Origin of the sequence: Sphingomonas sp., from assembly GCF_965227385.1 — a bacterium.
Lineage (GTDB): Bacteria > Pseudomonadota > Alphaproteobacteria > Sphingomonadales > Sphingomonadaceae > Sphingomonas.
The window spans coordinates 3,548,283-3,564,819 of sequence record NZ_OZ245750.1 but is presented as its reverse complement, the minus strand read 5'-3'; the positions used below and the strand labels follow the sequence as shown (position 1 = coordinate 3,564,819).

The window sequence follows — 16,537 nt, the reverse complement described above, 5'->3', positions numbered from 1 at the left end:
CCTCGGCCCGCTGTTGAGCGAGCTTGGACAAGAGCTTGCGGAGGTTCTTGGAGGAAGTGCCGACGGGGTCTTTCTCTATGTTGAGGCCGGGGACGGGTGGATTGCGCCGAGCGTATTTCGCGCTGACGGCAACATGGTTCGCTATTATCCGTCGGAAGACTCGGCGGTTTCCGAAATCCTGTCAGACATTTGGTATGCCGAGCCCGACCCGACCAAGCGTTGGTCTGTGATGGAATATGTCGTGGAGAACGATAAATTCCGGGCCGATTACAAATTCCCCGACGAGGTCGATGTAACCAAGCCCGATATCGAGCGGCGCGAGGCAGCATTGCGCGCTCATTTCGGCGACCGGAAGGTGGTCTATCCGCCGATCGAGGGGATGACCGAGTGGAAGCCGTCGCCAACTACCTGATTTTGTCAGCATCGTCTGTCAGCCTGACACTCGCCCCCATTTGCACCCCCGTCTGAAGGCCCCATATTCCCCCCATGGCGATCCAGATCCGTACCAGCCTTGCCGAGCCCGAAACCGGCCCCGGTTTCGTACCCCACCGCCCGAGCCGCCCCGAAAAGAGCGAGGGCGGGCGGCCGTTCAAGCTGGTCAGCGACTATTCCCCCGCCGGCGACCAGCCGACCGCGATCAAGGAACTGACCGAAGCGGCATTGGCGGGGGAGCGCGATCAGGTGCTGCTCGGCGTCACCGGCTCGGGCAAGACCTTCACGATGGCGAGCGTGATCAACAATCTGCAGCGCCCGGCGCTGATCCTCGCCCCCAACAAGATCCTCGCGGCGCAGCTCTATGGCGAGTTCAAGAGTTTCTTCCCCGACAACGCGGTCGAATATTTCGTCAGCTATTACGACTATTACCAGCCTGAGGCCTACGTCCCCCGCTCGGACACGTACATCGAGAAGGAAAGCTCGGTGAACGAGGCGATCGACCGGATGCGCCACTCGGCCACCCGCTCGCTGCTCGAACGCGACGACGTCATCATCGTCGCCTCGGTCTCGTGCCTTTACGGCATCGGCTCGGTCGAAACCTATTCGGCAATGATCTTCGACCTCAAAAAGGGCCAGGTCGCCGATCAGCGTGAGATCATCCGCAAGCTCGTCGCGCTGCAGTACAAGCGCAACGACGCCGCCTTCGCGCGCGGCAATTTCCGGGTCCGCGGCGACAGCCTCGAAATCTTCCCGTCGCACTATGAAGACACCGCCTGGCGGATCAGCTTCTTCGGCGACGATATCGAGGAGATTACCGAGTTCGACCCGCTTACCGGAAGCAAGGTCGCGAGCCTCGACAGCATCCGCGTCTACGCCAACTCGCACCACGTCACCCCCGGCCCGACGCTCAAACAGGCGATGGAGGCGATCAAGCACGAACTCGCCGAGCGGCTGAAGGAGCTGCATATCGAAGGCAAGTTGCTCGAAGCGCAGCGGCTGGAACAGCGCACCAATTTCGACCTTGAGATGATCGCCGCGACCGGCAGCTGCGCGGGGATCGAGAATTACAGCCGCTTCCTCACCGGCCGCCTGCCGGGCGAGCCGCCGCCGACCCTGTTCGAATATCTCCCCGAAAACGCCCTGCTGTTCGTTGACGAAAGCCACCAGACCGTGCCGCAGATCGGCGCGATGGCGCGCGGCGATCACCGGCGTAAGATTACGCTCGCCGAATATGGCTTCCGCCTGCCGAGTTGCATCGACAACCGCCCGCTGCGCTTCAACGAATGGGATGCGATGCGGCCGCAGACCGTCAGCGTCTCGGCCACGCCCGGCGGGTGGGAGATGGAGCAGACCGGCGGCGTGTTCAGCGAACAGGTGATCCGCCCCACCGGCCTGATCGACCCCCCGGTCGAGATCAAGCCGGTCGAGGAGCAGGTCCAGGACCTGATCGTCGAATGCCGCAAGACCGCCGAACTGGGTTATCGCACCCTCGTCACCACGCTGACCAAGCGCATGGCCGAGGATTTGACCGAATATATGCACGAAGCGGGGATCAAGGTCCGCTACATGCACAGCGACGTCGAGACGCTGGAGCGGATCGAGCTGATCCGCGACCTGCGCATGGGCGTGTATGATGTGCTGATCGGGATCAACCTGCTGCGCGAAGGCCTTGATATTCCCGAATGCGGGCTGGTCGCGATCCTTGACGCGGACAAGGAAGGGTTCCTGCGTTCGGAAACTTCGCTGATCCAGACGATCGGCCGCGCCGCGCGCAACGTCGATGGCCGCGTGATCCTCTATGCCGACCGCATCACCGGCAGCATGGAGCGCGCGCTCAACGAAACCGGCCGCCGTCGCGAAAAGCAGGAGGCGTATAACCGCGAACACGGCATCACCCCGACCACGATCAAGCGCAACATCGGCGACATCATCGCCCATGTCGCGAGCAAGGATCAGGTGACCGTCGAGATCGAGGACGGCCCGGCGCACATGGTCGGCCACAACCTGCGCGCGTACATCGAGGAACTCGAAAAGAAGATGCGCAACGCCGCCGCGAACTTGGAGTTCGAGGAGGCGGGCCGTCTGCGCGACGAGATCCGCAGCCTCGAGGCCGAGGAACTCGGCCTCCCCGCCGGCGACCACAAGGCACCCGTCATGGGCCGCAGCAACGAAGGCAAGCCGGGTACGCGCAAGACCCGCTTCGGCAAGGTGCAGCGCAAATGGGGTGGGGGGAAGCGGTGAGCCGGTTGAGCCGCCCTCGCGCTTCGCCCATAAGGCCGGGCATGCGTTTCATTCCTCTCCTCGCCGCGTCGGTCGCCCTCGCCAGCTGTTCCAATGTCGTGCCGCCGGCCCCCGCTCCGCCGCCGCCGCCGCGTCCGGTCCCGGCGCCAGCACCCGCTCCGGCACCCGCGCCGCCTCCAGCCAGCAGCGACTGGCGCGACTGGCCTGCGGCGCGCGGGGACTGGAGCTACCGGCAGGAAGGGCAGGGGACGATCGCGCTGTTCGGCCTGCGCACCGATCAGCCCGAACTGTCGCTGCGCTGCGATCGCGCGACGCGACAGGTCCAGATCGCCCGTCGTGGCGAAGCCCCGGGGCCGATCACGATCCGCACGTCAACCACCGCGCGGAGCCTGGCAGCCCGGGCCACACCGGGTGCGCAGCCCTATATGGCGGTGATGCTGCCCGCGAACGATCCGATCCTCGACGCGATGGGCTACAGCCGCGGCCGTTTCGTGGTGGAGATGCCGCCGCTCGCTCCCTTGGTCGTCCCGACCTGGGCAGAGGTGCAGCGCGTGGTGGAGGATTGCCGACGCTGATCAACCGGCGCCAGAAGACCAGAATCGTATAAACTCCGGATAATTACAAGACTTGTTCTCGCCTGTCGGAGTCGCCACATTCGCATCGTACCCAAATCGAGGTACGCCGTTTCAACAAGCGAAAGGAGGTGATCCGATGTCTCATGGTTCAGCAGTGAGGTCGGTTCAGTTCGTTCGGGAGACTCGGGCCTAAGCTGTGCACCGGGTGGAAGCCCTCCACCCGGCTGGCGTACGGGAGGTATCCTCCTCCAATCAACGACGCCGCAACAGCTGATGGTCCGCATGGTCTCCCGGGCTGGAGCTCTCCGGCCGCTGACCATGTCGGAGGTCACCGGGTGCCAGAGATGGCCCCGGTGGCCTCTTTCATGTTCAGATCAGGTAGACGACCAGATAGCGCGCCACGAGCGCCACCATCACCGCGATGCTCAACCGCTCGCCGCGCACCAGCATCGCCGCAACCATCAGCGCCGCCAGGACCACCGTCAGCGCGATTGCCAGCGGTCGCATCAGCACCCCCGCCGTTGCCGGCGTCGCCAGATAAAATCCGATCTGACACGCCAGCAGCGCCAGCATCACGCCCAGCACGATCCGCCGAACCCGGAAGAAATGGCTGTCCAGCTCCGCATGATCACCCGGCTCCCGCGGAAACACCAGGTGCGCGGCCAGGTAGTAAGCGCTGGCGAACAGAGTGATCGCCATCAGCGAATGGCCGGACACCCCGACCACGTCCCGCGTCGTCCACGCCGCCTGCCAGAAGGACAGGAGGTCAAGCAGCACGAAGATGCCCAGCAGCGGCGTCAGCCAACCGATCCGCACCGTCGCCCCGGGCCGCAACCGCGCCTCGATCGCCCGGGCCAGACCGCCCAGCACCTCGACGATCGACAGGCCGAGCAGCAGCCCGAACAGCGCGAAGATGAACTCGAACTCGCTCATGGATTTTCCCCTCGCGCCCACTATCCATGACGACACCGCCCTGTCGAGCGAAAGGCCCGCCGATCATGTCCGACCGTATTCTCGTCTTCTACGGCTCCTACCGCCGCGACCGCATGGGTATCCGCCTCGCCCGCTGGCTCACCGCACAGCTGACGGCGAAAGGCTGCGACGCCGAACTGATCGACGCGATGGCGGTCGACCTCCCGATGCTTGACCGGATGTACAAGGAATATCCGAAGGGCGAGGCGCCGGGGGCGATGGAAACGCTGGCGGGGAAGATCAAGGCGGCGGACGGATTCCTGTTCGTCACCGGCGAATACAATTGGGGCATGCAGCCCGGCCTCAAGAACCTGACCGACCATTTTCTGGAGGAGTGGTTCTGGCGACCCGCCGCGATCGCCAGCTATTCGGCCGGTCGGCTGGCGGGCGCGCGCAGCAGTTCGATGTGGCACCCGACGCTCAGCGAAATGGGCATGGTCGTGATCTCCTCCACGCTGACAGTGGGCCAGATCGGCCAGGCGATCGACGCCGACGACCAGCCGCAGGGGGAGGGCGGGGCGTCGCTGACCCGCGCCTTCCCGCGCTTCGTCGATGATTTCCTATGGTGGGTCGAAGCAGCCAGGGCCCAGCGCGCGCGCCGCGATCCGCCCTATTAACTCATCGAGCGTTTAATCGGGCTCGCTCTACAGCCGTTTTCCCTGAGCTTGTCGAAGGGCGTTGGTCCGCCATCCGCGAGCGCCGGAACCGTGCTTCGACAAGCTCAGCACAAACGGCAACCTGATTTGTGATTTACGCGCGATCCTCTACGTGAAGTGGAGGAGCAGCCAGACCAGCAGCGCGACGATCAGCAACGGCGTCGCCAGGATCAGCCCCGCGACAACCATCACCTCGGCTGCGCGCCGCTTGCCGAAACCCTCGCGCGAGCTGGCGTAGATCACCCACAGCAGGCCGAAAAAGCCGTTATTGCGCATCATGCGTCACTCAATGCCTTAAGCCGGTAAAGCGCGTCCAGCGCCTCGCGCGGGCTCAGCGCATCGACGTCGAGCGCCTCGAGTTCCGCGCGCAGCGGATCGACCGGCGCCGCTTCCTCAGCCACCATCGCCGCGAACAGCGGAAGGTCGTCCAGTCCCGCCGCGATCCCGCCCGTCTTCTCGCGCCCCACCTCCAGCTTGGCGAGCACCGCCTTGGCCCGGCTGATTGTCATCGGCGGCAGCCCCGCGAGCCGCGCGACGGCCAGGCCATAGCTGCGATCCGCCGGCCCCTCCGCCACCTCGTGCAGCAGCACCAGGTCGCCCTTCCACTCGCGTGCGCGGACATGGTGCAGCGACAGCGCCTCGCACCGCTCCGCCAGCCGCGTCAGTTCGTGATAATGCGTCGCGAACAGGCAGCGGCAGCGATTATCCTCGTGAATCGCCTCGACCACCGCCCAGGCGATGGCGAGGCCGTCATAGGTGCTGGTCCCGCGCCCGACCTCGTCGAGGATAACGAAGCTGCGCGCCGTCGCCTGCGCGAGGATTGCGGCGGTCTCGACCATCTCGACCATGAAGGTCGATCGCCCGCGCGCAAGATTGTCGGATGCGCCGACGCGGCTGAACAACCGATCCACCAGCCCCAGCTTCGCGCGTGCCGCCGGGACATAGGCGCCCGCCTGCGCAAGCACCGCGATCAGCGCGTTCTGGCGCAGGAACGTCGACTTGCCGCCCATGTTCGGCCCGGTGACGAGCCACAACCGGCTGCGTTCGGACAGCACGCAGTCATTCGCGACAAAGCGTTCGCCGCTCCGTGCCAGCGCCGACTCCACCACCGGGTGCCGCCCGCCCTCGACCTCGAAACAGGCGTGATCCACCAGAGCCGGTCGCGTCCAGCCACCCTCTGCCGCCCGCTCGGCCAGCCCCGCCGCCACGTCGAGCCGGGCGAGCGCATCGGCGGTCGCCGCAATCGCCTCGCGCGTTCCCAGCGCGGCGGCGGTCAGATCCTCCAGATGCGCCGCCTCCGCCGCCAGCGCATGCGCGCCCGCCTGCGTCACCTTGACCGCAATCTCGTGCAGTTCGGGCGCATTGAACCGCACCACGCCGGCCAGAGTCTGGCGATGGGTGAAGCCGCTATCGGCGACCATCAGCGCGTCGGCATGTTTCGCCGCGACCTCGATATGATAGCCGAGCACGCCATTATGCTTGATCTTGAGCGCGGCGATGCCGGTGCGGTCGCGATACTGCGCCTCCAGCGCTGCGATCGCGCGCCGCCCGCCCGCGCCCGCGTCGCGCAGATCGTCTAGCGCGGCGTCATAACCCTCGGCGATATAGCCGCCATGCGCCGCATCAATCGGCGGGGCAGGGACCAGCGCACGCTGCAACAAGTCGATCAGCGCGCCATGCCCGCGCAGCTGCGGCGCAAGCTCTGCAAGCAGCGTCGGGGCATCCGCCAGCCGCCCCAATTTCTCCCCCAATCGCCACGCGCCATCGAGTCCGTCGCGCAGCTGGCCCAGGTCACGCGGACTGCCGCGCCCGGCGGCAAGCCGCCCCAGCGCGCGCCCGATATCGGGCAGGCTGCGCAACGTCCCGCGCACATCCTCACGCAGGCCGGGGTCGTCGTGAAACCGCTGCACCAGATCCAGCCGCGCCTCGATTGCGCCGACATCCATCAGCGGTGCGGCGAGATCCTGCCCCAGCAACCGCGCTCCCGCGCCGGTCACCGTCCGGTCGACCGCATCGAGTAGGCTGCCCTTGCGCGTCCCCGACTGGCTCTGTGTCAGCTCTAGGCTCTCGCGTGTCGCCGCGTCGATCGCCATGCACGCGTCCGACCGGGTGATGCGCGGCGGGCGCAAAAAGGGCAGGGCGCCCTTCGCCGTATGATCGAGATAGGCGATCAGGCCCCCCGCAGCCGCCAGCGCCGCGCGACCGAACTGGCCGAACCCGTCGAGCGTCGCCACGCCGAACAGCGTCTTGATCCGTGCTTCGCCCCGGCTGCTGTCGAATTCGCCGCGCGGCCGGGTGGTGGTGGCGAGCATCTCCGCCTCGCTCCCCTCCGCAACGACGATCTCCGCCGGGTTGAGCTGCGCCAGCACCGCCCCGACCGCATCGGCGCTGCATTCCAGCAGTTCGAACCGGCCAGTGGAAATGTCGGCGGCCGCAATCGCGACCGCGCCGCCCGCCTCGCCGATCGCCGCGCACCAGTTCGCGCTGCGGCTGTCGAGCAACGCCTCTTCGGTCAGCGTGCCGGCCGTAACGACGCGGATAATCGCGCGCGCGACCAGCGCCTTGGACCCACCGCGCTTCTTGGCCTCCTCGGGCGTCTCGATCTGGTCGGCAATGGCGACCCGATGCCCCGCCTTGATCAGCCGCGCGAGATACCCTTCCGCCGAGTGCGCGGGCACGCCGCACATCGGAATCTTGTCGCCGCCATGCTCTCCGCGCGAGGTGAGCGCGATGTCGAGGACATTGCTGGCGATCTTCGCATCGTCGAAAAACAGCTCGAAGAAATCGCCCATGCGATAGAATAGCAGGCAGTCCTGAGACTCCGCCTTGAGCGCCAGATATTGCGCCATCATTGGTGTTGGGGGGGCGGACATGCGAGACCGCTATCTCAAAATTCGCTGATTGCAATGGCTGTAACGGCGTGACGCGCGCTCCGGGCTGCAATAGTCGGCGATGGATGCCGACACCGACCCCACATGCCGCGCAGCCCGCACCGAATCTGGCCGAACGTGACGCGTTCGGCCCGCTGCGATGGCCGGTGGTGGCCCTTGTCTGCCTGTTGTTTCTGCTGCCGTGGTTGTTCGTCCGCATCCCCCCGATCATCGACGTGCCCGGGCATATGGGTCGCCTGGCGGTGGCGGTCGCGCCCGGCGACAGCGCGCTGCATGCGTTCTTCAGCTTCACCTGGGTCCCCGTCCTGAACCTTGGCAGCGACGCGCTGATCGTCGCACTCAGTCCGGCGCTGGGGCTGATGGACGCAACCTGGCTGGTCTGCGCCGCGACTCCCGTCATGAACGCGCTCGGCGTGATCGCCATCGCGCGAACGCTCAATCCGCGCGGCGCGACGGCGCTGCCCTGGGCGCTGATCTTCGTGATGAACTGGCCGTTCCTCTACGGCTTTCTCAACTATTCGCTGACCATCGGGTTCGCGCTGCTGGCGCTTGCCCTGTGGTTCCGCTTGGAGCTGCGCCCCGCACTGCGCGCAGGATTGTACCTGGTCCTGCTCCCGTTGCTGATGGTCTCGCACGCAGTCGGCGGCGCCATGGCGACGATCATCATCGCCAGCCAGGAAGCGGGGCGGCGCGAGATCTGGCGCCGGGCCAACTGGACGCTGTCTGCGGCCAGCGCGGGTTCGCGCGCGCTGTGGCCGCTGTCCGGTGTCGTGGCGTTCGTGGTCCTGTGGATGGCGATGGCACCGCCGACCGGCGGCGAAACCCGCTGGCTGGTCAGCCTCAAGATCGATGCCGTGGTCATGGCGTTGCGCGACCAGAATATCATTCTCGACATCGGCTCCGTCGCCGCAGCCTTTGCTGTCCTGTTCATCGGAAGGCGGTGGGGCGCCCGCTATCGCAACGGCACGGTGGTGCCGGTCATCGCGGCAGCAAGTCTGGTGGTGCTTGCTCCATCGGTGCTCAACGCGGCGCACCATATCGATACCCGGCTGGCCCCGGTCGCGTTGATGCTCGCGCTGGCGCTACAGGACTGGAGTGGGGTCGCGCCTGACCGCCGGCGATGGGTCGCAGTGGCCGGCGCGCTATTGCTCGTCGTGCGCCTTATCGCCACCACGACCAGCTTCGTCGGCTATGATCGAATTTATGCCAGCGAGCTGTCCGCGCTCGATCAGGTCCGCCCCGGATCGCGGATCCTCAGCTTCGTCGCCGTCGGATGCAAGCTGTCGGACTGGAAGCGGCATCGGCTCGAACATATTCCCAATGTGGCGACCGTAACCCGCCAATCATGGGTCAACGCGCATTGGGAAATGGACGGCGTCAACATGCTGCAGGTCCGCTATCGTCCGCACGCGGACTATTACCGCGACCCGTCCGCATTCGTGTTTCCCGCACGGTGCATCGACATGAAGCTGCCACTGGCCGAGCGTAGTCGCCGGACATTGCAGGAAACATTGACGGTCGCGCCAATCGACGGCGCCGACTATCTGTGGCTGGTCAGCGCCCGTCTGCCGACCGATTATGCCGGCCCGCCCCTCGATCGGATATGGTCAAACGGACGCAGCGAACTTTATGCCGTGCGCCACCCGGTTCCATTCCGCGCCGACCCGCCCTAAAGAGCCACAACAACGCCGCGGAGACCCGAATGTCCGAAGAAGCCAATATCCAGTTTTCCGAGCGCGAGGCGCTGCTGTTCCACTCGGAGGGCCGGCCCGGCAAGATCGAGATCATCGCGTCGAAGCCGCTGACGACCCAGCGCGATCTGGCGCTCGCTTATTCCCCCGGCGTTGCGGTCCCGGTCCAGGCGATCGCCGACGATCCCGCTACCGCCTACGACTATACTGCCAAGGGCAACCTCGTCGCGGTCATATCCAACGGCACTGCGATCCTCGGCATGGGCAATCTGGGGGCATTGGCATCGAAGCCCGTGATGGAGGGCAAGGCGGTGCTGTTCAAGCGCTTCGCCGATGTCGATTCGATCGATATCGAGCTGAAGACCGAGGATGTCGACCGCTTCATCGACGCGGTCGAGCTGATGGAACCGAGCTTTGGCGGCATCAATCTTGAAGACATCAAGGCCCCCGAATGCTTCATCATCGAACAGACGCTGCGTGAGCGGATGAACATTCCGGTGTTCCATGACGACCAGCATGGCACCGCGATCATCACCGCCGCCGGCCTGATCAACGCCTGCCTGCTCACCGGGCGCAGTCTGCCCGATATCAAGGTGGTGGTGAATGGCGCGGGCGCGGCCGCCATTGCCTGTACCGAGCTGATCAAGGCGATGGGCGTGCGGCACGACAACGTGCTCATGTGCGACCGCAAGGGCGTGATCACCCCGGACCGCGAGGGCGTCAACCAGTGGCAGTCGGCGCATGCCGTCGCCACCGACCGCACCTCGCTGACCGAGGCGCTGGTCGGGGCCGACGTGTTCCTTGGCCTCTCCGCCGCGGGCGCGCTGAAGCCCGAAATGGTGAAGGACATGGCCCCGGCGCCGATCATCTTTGCCATGGCCAATCCCGAGCCCGAGATCCGGCCCGAACTGGCCAAGGCGGCGCGCCCCGACGCGATCATCGCCACCGGCCGGTCGGACTATCCCAACCAGGTCAACAACGTGCTCGGTTTTCCCTTCATCTTCCGCGGCGCGCTCGACGTCCGCGCGACGGCGGTGAATGAGGAAATGAAGATCGCCGCTGCCCGCGCCATCGCCGAACTCGCGCGCGAACAGGTGCCGGAGGAAGTCGCGCTCGCCTATGGCAAGGCGCACAGCTTCGGTCCCGAATACATCATCCCCGCGCCGTTCGATCCGCGCCTGATGGAAGTCGTGTCGATGGCAGTGGCCAAGGCGGCAATGGACTCGGGCGTCGCGACCAAGCCGATTCTCGACATGGCCGCCTATCGCCACACGCTGCGCAGCCGCCTCAACCCGACTACGTCGGTGCTGACGCTCGCTTATGAAGGCGCGCGTGCGCACCCCAAGCGCGTGATCTTTGCCGAGGCGGAGGAGGAAGTCGTGCTGCGTGCCGCCATCGCCTTCCGCGACGGCGGCTATGGTACGCCGGTGCTGGTCGGCCGCGACGATGTGCCCGATCGCCTGCGCGCGCTCGGCGTCAGCGACCCCGACAGCTTCGAACTGCACAACAGCCGCAACTCGCCGCTCGTCCCGGCGATGGTCGACTTCCTGTACAACCGGCTCCAGCGCCGTGGCTATCTACGCCGCGATTGCGAGCGGATGGTGAACCAGGACCGCAACATCTTCGGCTCGCTGCTGCTCCAGCTGGGGGAGGGCGATGCGATGATCACCGGCGTCACCCGCACCTATTCGCAGACCCTGCGCGAAGTGCGCCGCGTGATCGACGTCGCCGATGGCCGCACCGCGTTCGGCATGCACCTGATGGTCGGCCAGTCGCACACGGTGTTCATCGCGGACACCACCGTCAACGAACGCCCCACCGCCGAGGAACTGGCTGACATTGCCGAACAGACCGCCCAGGTCGCCCGCCAGATGGGCCACGAACCGCGCGTCGCGTTCCTCAGCTATTCGAACTTCGGCAACCCCAAGGGCGCGTTCCTCGAAAATATCCGCGACGCGGTGAAGGTGCTCGACGGGCGCGGCGTCAGCTTCGAATATGAAGGCGAAATGGCGCCCGACGTGGCGCTCAACCCGCGTCAGCTCGCCAACTATCCGTTCGCCCGCCTGTCCGGCCCGGCCAACATCCTGATCATGCCGGGCCTGCAGTCGGCGCATATCTCGGCCAAGCTGCTGCGCGAACTGGGCGGCGACAGCATGATCGGACCGATGCTGGTCGGCATGGAAAAGCCGGTCCAGGTCGCACCGATGACCAGCAGTGCTGGCGATCTGGTGACGCTGGCGGTGCTCGCGGCCGGAGGGATCGCGCGCTAAAGCGAGGCTATTCTGACAGGAACACTACGCCGGGAATCGCCGGGCCGCGCGTCGGCTCGGCGAGCCGACCGTCCACCTGAATCCGCAGCACCGCCACATTGCCCGACCGCTCGTTGGCGACGAGCAACTCGCGGCGATCCTCGCGCAGCAGGAACAGGCGCGGCCAGTCTCCGCCGCAGCTGACATGCTGCACCAGGGTCAGCCCGCCGTCGCGCGCGATAGCGAATACGGCGATGCTGTCATGGCCGCGGTTCGACAGATACAGCCGCGTGCCCCCGCGGTTGACTGCGATATGCGCGCCCGAAGACGCTCCCGCGAACCCGGCGGGCAAGGTCGAGAGCGTAGCGCCTGCCGTGAACCCGCCATCGGCATTCGCGCGCAGCACCGTCACCGTATTCGCCAGCTCGGCCAGCAGATAGGCGACCGGCAGGCGCGGGTGCCAGGCAAGGTGGCGCGGCCCAGATCCCGGCGCGGCGCGGTACGCAACATCGCTGCGCGTGACGCGCCCCGACGCGGGATCGAGGCGATGCGCGAACACCACGTCCGCGCCGAGATCGACCGCGTGCAGCGTTCGCCCGTTGCGGCTGAATCCGACCCAATGCGCATGCGGCCCGGCCTGTCGCCGCTGGTTCGGCCCGCTCCCGCGATGCGCCACGCTCTGCGCCTCGCCGACCAACAGCCCCGTCTTCCGGTCCAGGCGCCACACAGCGACATTGCCGCTCGAATAGTTCGCCACCGCGAGCATGCCCCCATCCGGGCTGACCGCGGCATGGCATGGATGCGCGCCCAGTGTGGACACGCTGGCGATCGGCTTCAGCGCCCGGTCATAGATGCCCAGCGTTCCCGCCTCGCTCTCGTCGAGCAGATAGCGCAGGCGACCACCGCGCGACGTCACGCCAAACGACGCGTTGCGGATCGCCGCGAACGGCGCGCCTGCGGTCCAGCCATCCCCCGTTCCTGTCAGCGGCACGACGCCCGGACCGCCGCGACTGGCATAGGTGCCGGCGATCAGTCGATCAGGCGCGGCGGCCATCGCAGCCGTCGGGCTGCCGGCAAGCGCGAGGGTGCCGGCAACGAAGCTGCGGCGCGACGGAGTGAAGGGGGAAGCAGTCATCGTCACTTGAAAGCCGCCTGCGCGCGCCGCGTCAATGCCGCGATGGGTAAGCCGCTTCGGGAGCCGCTGGCGATGCAAAGCGTTGCGCGGTAGCATCGCCGCAGCTCGGCTGAAAATCCCGGACTAGAATGGAGCACCTCACCGCATGACCACCCCATCGGACCCGGCCGCCAGCGCGTTCCCGACGGTCGGCCGCGTCGCCACGGTCACCGTCACGATCCTGGCGATCGTCGGCTTTGCGTGGATGCTGCTCGAATTGTCGGGCTTCCTCATGCTGATCTTCGCATCGCTGGTGCTCGCCGCGATCTTCGGTGTGATCACCCAGGCGGTGAGTCGCTGGACCGGCATCGGGCGCGGGTTAGCACTCGGCGTCTCGGTGCTGCTTATCCTCGCGGTGTTCGGCGGCGCCTTCACGCTGTTCGGGTCGCAGCTCGCGGGTGAGTTCGACACGATTGAGGACAGCATCCCGCCCGCGATCGAACAGGTTCGCGCCTTCCTCGAACGCGCCGGCCTTAGCGAGTCGGTCCGCAAGATGGTCGAGCAGGGGAGCAGCGACGTGTCGCGCTTCGCCAGCCAGGCCGGCGGCTATGTCCTCACCGCCACCAACGGCATCGCAAATTTCGTCCTCGTCTTTGTCGCGGCGATCTTCCTCGCCAGCGATCCCGCGGTCTATCGCCGCGGCCTCTTGCTGCTGATGCCCCGCCGGGCCGAGCCGACCGTGGCCAATGCGATCGACGATGCCGCGCGCGGCCTGCGCGGCTGGATGGTGGGGCAGGCGGTGTCGTCGCTGGTCGTCGCCGCCTTCACCTGGGCCGGACTCGCGCTGCTCGGTGTTCCAGCGGCGGGCGGGCTTGGCCTGATCGCGGGCCTGCTCGACGTCATCCCGATGATCGGCCCGATCATCGCCGGAGTTCCCGCAGTCCTGCTCGCCTTTACCGTCTCGCCGATCACGGCCGTGTGGACGATCGTGCTGTTCCTGATCATCCAGCAGATTCAGGGCAATTTCCTGCAGCCGATGATCCAGAAGCAGGCGGTCGACGTGCCGCCCGCCATCCTGTTGTTCGCCGTGGTCGCCGCGGGGCTGCTGTTCGGCTTCCTCGGCGTCCTGCTGGCCGCCCCGTTGACCGTGGTGGTGTTCGTGCTGGTCCAGCGCATCTATGTCCGCACCCTGCTGGGCAAGGACATCAAGATTGCTGGCCAAGCCGACGACGCGGATTAAGCGTCGATGCTGACGGCAAGGGAGGCGTTGACCAACCCGCCATCCACCACGAGCGTGTCGCCGACGACGTAGTCCGACGCCCGGCTGGCGAGGAAGATCGCGGCCCCCGCCATGTCCTCCGGCGTGCCGATGCGCCGCATCGGGATGCGCTTCGCAACTTCGTCGCCATGGTCGTGGGCGGCGCGGTTCATCTCGCTGGCGAAGGCGCCGGGGGCGAGGCTGGTGACGATGATCCCGTCGCGGATAAGCCGCGCGGCCATGCGCTTGGTGAGGTAGATCAGCGCCGCCTTTGACGCGTGATAGCTATAGGTTTCCCACGGATTGAGGCGCAGTCCGTCGATAGAGGTGATGTTGATCACCTTGGACGGCGCGTCGTGGCTGGCGCGGGCCTTGAGCAGTTCGTGCAGCGCTTGCGTCAGGAAGAAGGGCGATTTGACGTTGAGGTCCATCACCTTGTCCCAGCCGCTCTCCGGGAATTCGGTGAACTCCACGCCCCATGCTGCGCCGGCATTGTTGACCAGGATGTCGAGATGCGGCTCGCGCTCCGCCAGCGCGGCGGCGAGCGCCTTGCAGCCTTCGACGCTCGATACATCCATCGGGATCGGAATGCAGTTCGGGCCGAGCTCGGCTGCGGTTTCCTCGCAGGCCGGAGCCTTGCGCGACGAGATATAGACCTTCGCGCCCTGCGCGATGAAGCCCTCGGCGATCATCTTGCCGATGCCGCGGCTGCCGCCGGTCACGAGAGCGACCTTGCCGCTGAGGTCGAAGAATTTGCTGGTGTCCATCCTATCTCTCCAAGTGCGTCACCCCAGCGCAAGCTGGGGTCTTGTGCGTCAGGCCGTCCGCTTTGCCGTGGGAGACCCCGCTTTCGCTGGGGTGACGGCTTTGATCACTACCCACCCCGCTTGATCGTCTCCCGCGCTATGATCAGCTGCTGGATCTGGCTGGTGCCTTCGTAGATGCGGAACAGGCGGACGTCGCGGTACAGCCGTTCGATCCCGTAATCGGCGATATAGCCCGCACCGCCAAAGATCTGCACCGCGCGGTCGGCGACGCGCCCGACCATTTCGGTCGCGAACAGCTTGGCCGCCGCGCTCTCCATCACCACGTCCTTGCCCGCGTCCTTTGCGGCGGCGGTTTCGAGGACGAGGGCGCGGGCGGCCAGCGCCTCGGTCTTGCTGTCGGCGATCATCGCCTGGATCAGCTGGTGCTCGGCTATCGCCTTTCCGAACTGCTTGCGCTCGGTCGCATAGGCGACGCAGTCGGCGATCAGGCGTTCGGCGACGCCGACGCTGACCGCGCTGATATGCAGCCGGCCGCGGTCGAGTACGCGCATTGCGATCTTGAAGCCTTCGCCCTCTTCGCCCAGCCGGTTGGCGGCGGGGACGGGGACGTCGTCGAAGATCACATCGGCCACCTTCGCACCCTTTTGCCCCATCTTCTTCTCGGGCTCGCCGATGCTGACGCCGGGCAGGTCGCGGGGGACGAGGAAGGCGGAGACGCCGCGTGCGCCGGGTTCGTCGCCGGTGCGCGCCATCACCGTGAACAGCGACGCTTTGTCGGCATTGGTGATATAGCGTTTCGTCCCGCTCAGCCGATAGACATCGCCATCGCGCACCGCGCGCGCCTTCACCGCGCCGCTGTCGCTGCCGACATCGGGTTCGGTCAGTGCGAAGCTGGTGATGATCTCGCCGGTCGCGATTTTCGGCAACCATTCGGCTTTTTGTTCGGGGGTGCCGGCCATGACGAGACCCTGGCTGCCGATGCCGACATTGGTGCCGAAGGTCGAGCGGAAGGCCGGGGTGGTGCGCCCTAGCTCCAGCGCGATGCGGCATTCCTCGACCATCGTCAGGCCCAGGCCGCCATATTCCTCGGCAATCGACAGCCCGAACAGGCCGAGCGATTTCATCTCCTCGACGATCTGCGCGGGGATCGCATCGGCCTCTTCGACCTCCGCCTCCAGCGGCCGCAGCCGTTCGGCGACGAAGCGGCGTACCGTGTCGATCAATGCGTCAAACGTCTCGGCGTCGAGGCTCATATCCGGCGATCCTGCTCCATACCCTGTTTTCGAATCGAGGGATTAGCAGGGCCAAAACACAGACGCAAATGCCCGCCGGGGCGAACCGGCGGGCATCGTTCCTCCCCAGGAAGGCGGTGCCGCGTCAGCCGAGGCGGCCGAGGCGATGATAGAGGTTGGCGAACTGGACCGAACGGGGGTCGTCGGCGATCTTGCGGGTGTAATCCGCGACCGCTTCCTTGAGCAGGGCGAAGTCGGCGGTCGAGAAGACCGGGCGGGCAGTCGCGGGTTCGGGGGTCTTCATAGGCTTGCTCCTGTAAACTGTCGTGCATTCTGTATGACTCTCGAATGGCGATGCTGACAATTTGATCAGGTGTCAGCGGGGTCATGGTGTAGATGACGGATGACAGGCCGGTGGATTTTATGTAAATAATTGACAGGTGACAATTCCTGCGA

The 16,537-nt window shown here is 66.3% G+C and carries 14 protein-coding genes; 7 read left to right on the top strand and 7 right to left on the bottom strand.

Annotation, left to right across the window (positions count from 1 at the left end; translation table 11 throughout):
• Positions 1-13 precede the first annotated feature (13 nt).
• From ACO05N_RS17465 to ACO05N_RS17455, 3 genes are all read left to right on the top strand, one after another.
• A complete protein-coding gene (locus ACO05N_RS17465) occupies positions 14-412 on the top strand; it encodes a hypothetical protein (protein ID WP_422058260.1) in 399 nt (132 codons plus the stop codon).
• 74 nt (positions 413-486) lie between these two features.
• Positions 487-2,676 (top strand): excinuclease ABC subunit UvrB, encoded by a 2,190-nt coding sequence (gene uvrB, locus ACO05N_RS17460; RefSeq protein ID WP_422058259.1) that lies wholly within the window; start codon positions 487-489, stop codon positions 2,674-2,676.
• Between the two features lie 41 nt (positions 2,677-2,717).
• Positions 2,718-3,251, top strand: a complete 534-nt coding sequence (locus tag ACO05N_RS17455) for a hypothetical protein (protein WP_422058258.1) — start codon at positions 2,718-2,720, stop codon at positions 3,249-3,251.
• 369 nt (positions 3,252-3,620) lie between these two features.
• Here the strand turns inward: ACO05N_RS17455 and ACO05N_RS17450 are convergent, their stop codons facing one another.
• The gene (locus ACO05N_RS17450) at positions 3,621-4,184 is read right to left on the bottom strand and encodes a hypothetical protein (RefSeq protein ID WP_422058257.1); all 564 of its coding nucleotides are present in this window, start codon (positions 4,182-4,184) and stop codon (positions 3,621-3,623) included.
• 65 nt (positions 4,185-4,249) lie between these two features.
• Between ACO05N_RS17450 and ACO05N_RS17445 the strand changes: the two genes are divergently transcribed.
• Complete coding sequence (locus tag ACO05N_RS17445) at positions 4,250-4,840, top strand: NADPH-dependent FMN reductase (RefSeq protein WP_422058256.1); 591 nt, start codon at positions 4,250-4,252, stop codon at positions 4,838-4,840.
• Positions 4,841-4,987: 147 nt separating this feature from the next.
• On the opposite strand, the gene ACO05N_RS17440 is transcribed toward ACO05N_RS17445, so the two are convergent.
• Together ACO05N_RS17440 and mutS are read right to left on the bottom strand one after the other, a co-directional pair.
• Positions 4,988-5,158 (bottom strand): hypothetical protein, encoded by a 171-nt coding sequence (locus ACO05N_RS17440; protein WP_422058255.1) that lies wholly within the window; start codon positions 5,156-5,158, stop codon positions 4,988-4,990.
• Positions 5,155-7,731 (bottom strand): DNA mismatch repair protein MutS, encoded by a 2,577-nt coding sequence (mutS, locus tag ACO05N_RS17435; protein ID WP_422058775.1) that lies wholly within the window; start codon positions 7,729-7,731, stop codon positions 5,155-5,157. Before mutS ends, ACO05N_RS17440 begins: the two co-directional genes overlap by 4 nt.
• A gap of 104 nt (positions 7,732-7,835) precedes the next feature.
• On the opposite strand from mutS, the gene ACO05N_RS17430 reads away from it, so the two are divergent.
• Together ACO05N_RS17430 and ACO05N_RS17425 are read left to right on the top strand one after the other, a co-directional pair.
• Positions 7,836-9,443 carry a hypothetical protein gene (locus ACO05N_RS17430; RefSeq protein ID WP_422058254.1) on the top strand — a complete coding sequence of 536 codons (1,608 nt, stop codon included), beginning with the start codon at positions 7,836-7,838 and terminating at the stop codon, positions 9,441-9,443.
• A 29-nt stretch (positions 9,444-9,472) separates the two neighbouring features.
• Positions 9,473-11,731 carry an NADP-dependent malic enzyme gene (locus ACO05N_RS17425; protein ID WP_422058253.1) on the top strand — a complete coding sequence of 753 codons (2,259 nt, stop codon included), beginning with the start codon at positions 9,473-9,475 and terminating at the stop codon, positions 11,729-11,731.
• 7 nt (positions 11,732-11,738) lie between these two features.
• Here the strand turns inward: ACO05N_RS17425 and ACO05N_RS17420 are convergent, their stop codons facing one another.
• Positions 11,739-12,845 (bottom strand): lactonase family protein, encoded by a 1,107-nt coding sequence (locus ACO05N_RS17420; protein ID WP_422058252.1) that lies wholly within the window; start codon positions 12,843-12,845, stop codon positions 11,739-11,741.
• 145 nt (positions 12,846-12,990) lie between these two features.
• Between ACO05N_RS17420 and ACO05N_RS17415 the strand changes: the two genes are divergently transcribed.
• Positions 12,991-14,064, top strand: coding sequence for an AI-2E family transporter (locus tag ACO05N_RS17415; RefSeq protein ID WP_422058251.1), 1,074 nt, complete (start codon positions 12,991-12,993; stop codon positions 14,062-14,064).
• Here the strand turns inward: ACO05N_RS17415 and ACO05N_RS17410 are convergent.
• The 3 genes from ACO05N_RS17410 to ACO05N_RS17400 form a co-directional block, all read right to left on the bottom strand.
• A complete protein-coding gene (locus ACO05N_RS17410; protein WP_422058250.1) occupies positions 14,061-14,849 on the bottom strand; it encodes an SDR family oxidoreductase in 789 nt (262 codons plus the stop codon). The genes ACO05N_RS17415 and ACO05N_RS17410 overlap by 4 nt on opposite strands.
• 107 nt (positions 14,850-14,956) lie before the next feature.
• Positions 14,957-16,102, bottom strand: a complete 1,146-nt coding sequence (locus ACO05N_RS17405) for an acyl-CoA dehydrogenase family protein (protein ID WP_422058249.1) — start codon at positions 16,100-16,102, stop codon at positions 14,957-14,959.
• Between the two features lie 124 nt (positions 16,103-16,226).
• Positions 16,227-16,385, bottom strand: coding sequence for a hypothetical protein (locus tag ACO05N_RS17400; RefSeq protein WP_186456931.1), 159 nt, complete (start codon positions 16,383-16,385; stop codon positions 16,227-16,229).
• Positions 16,386-16,537: the final 152 nt, after the last annotated feature.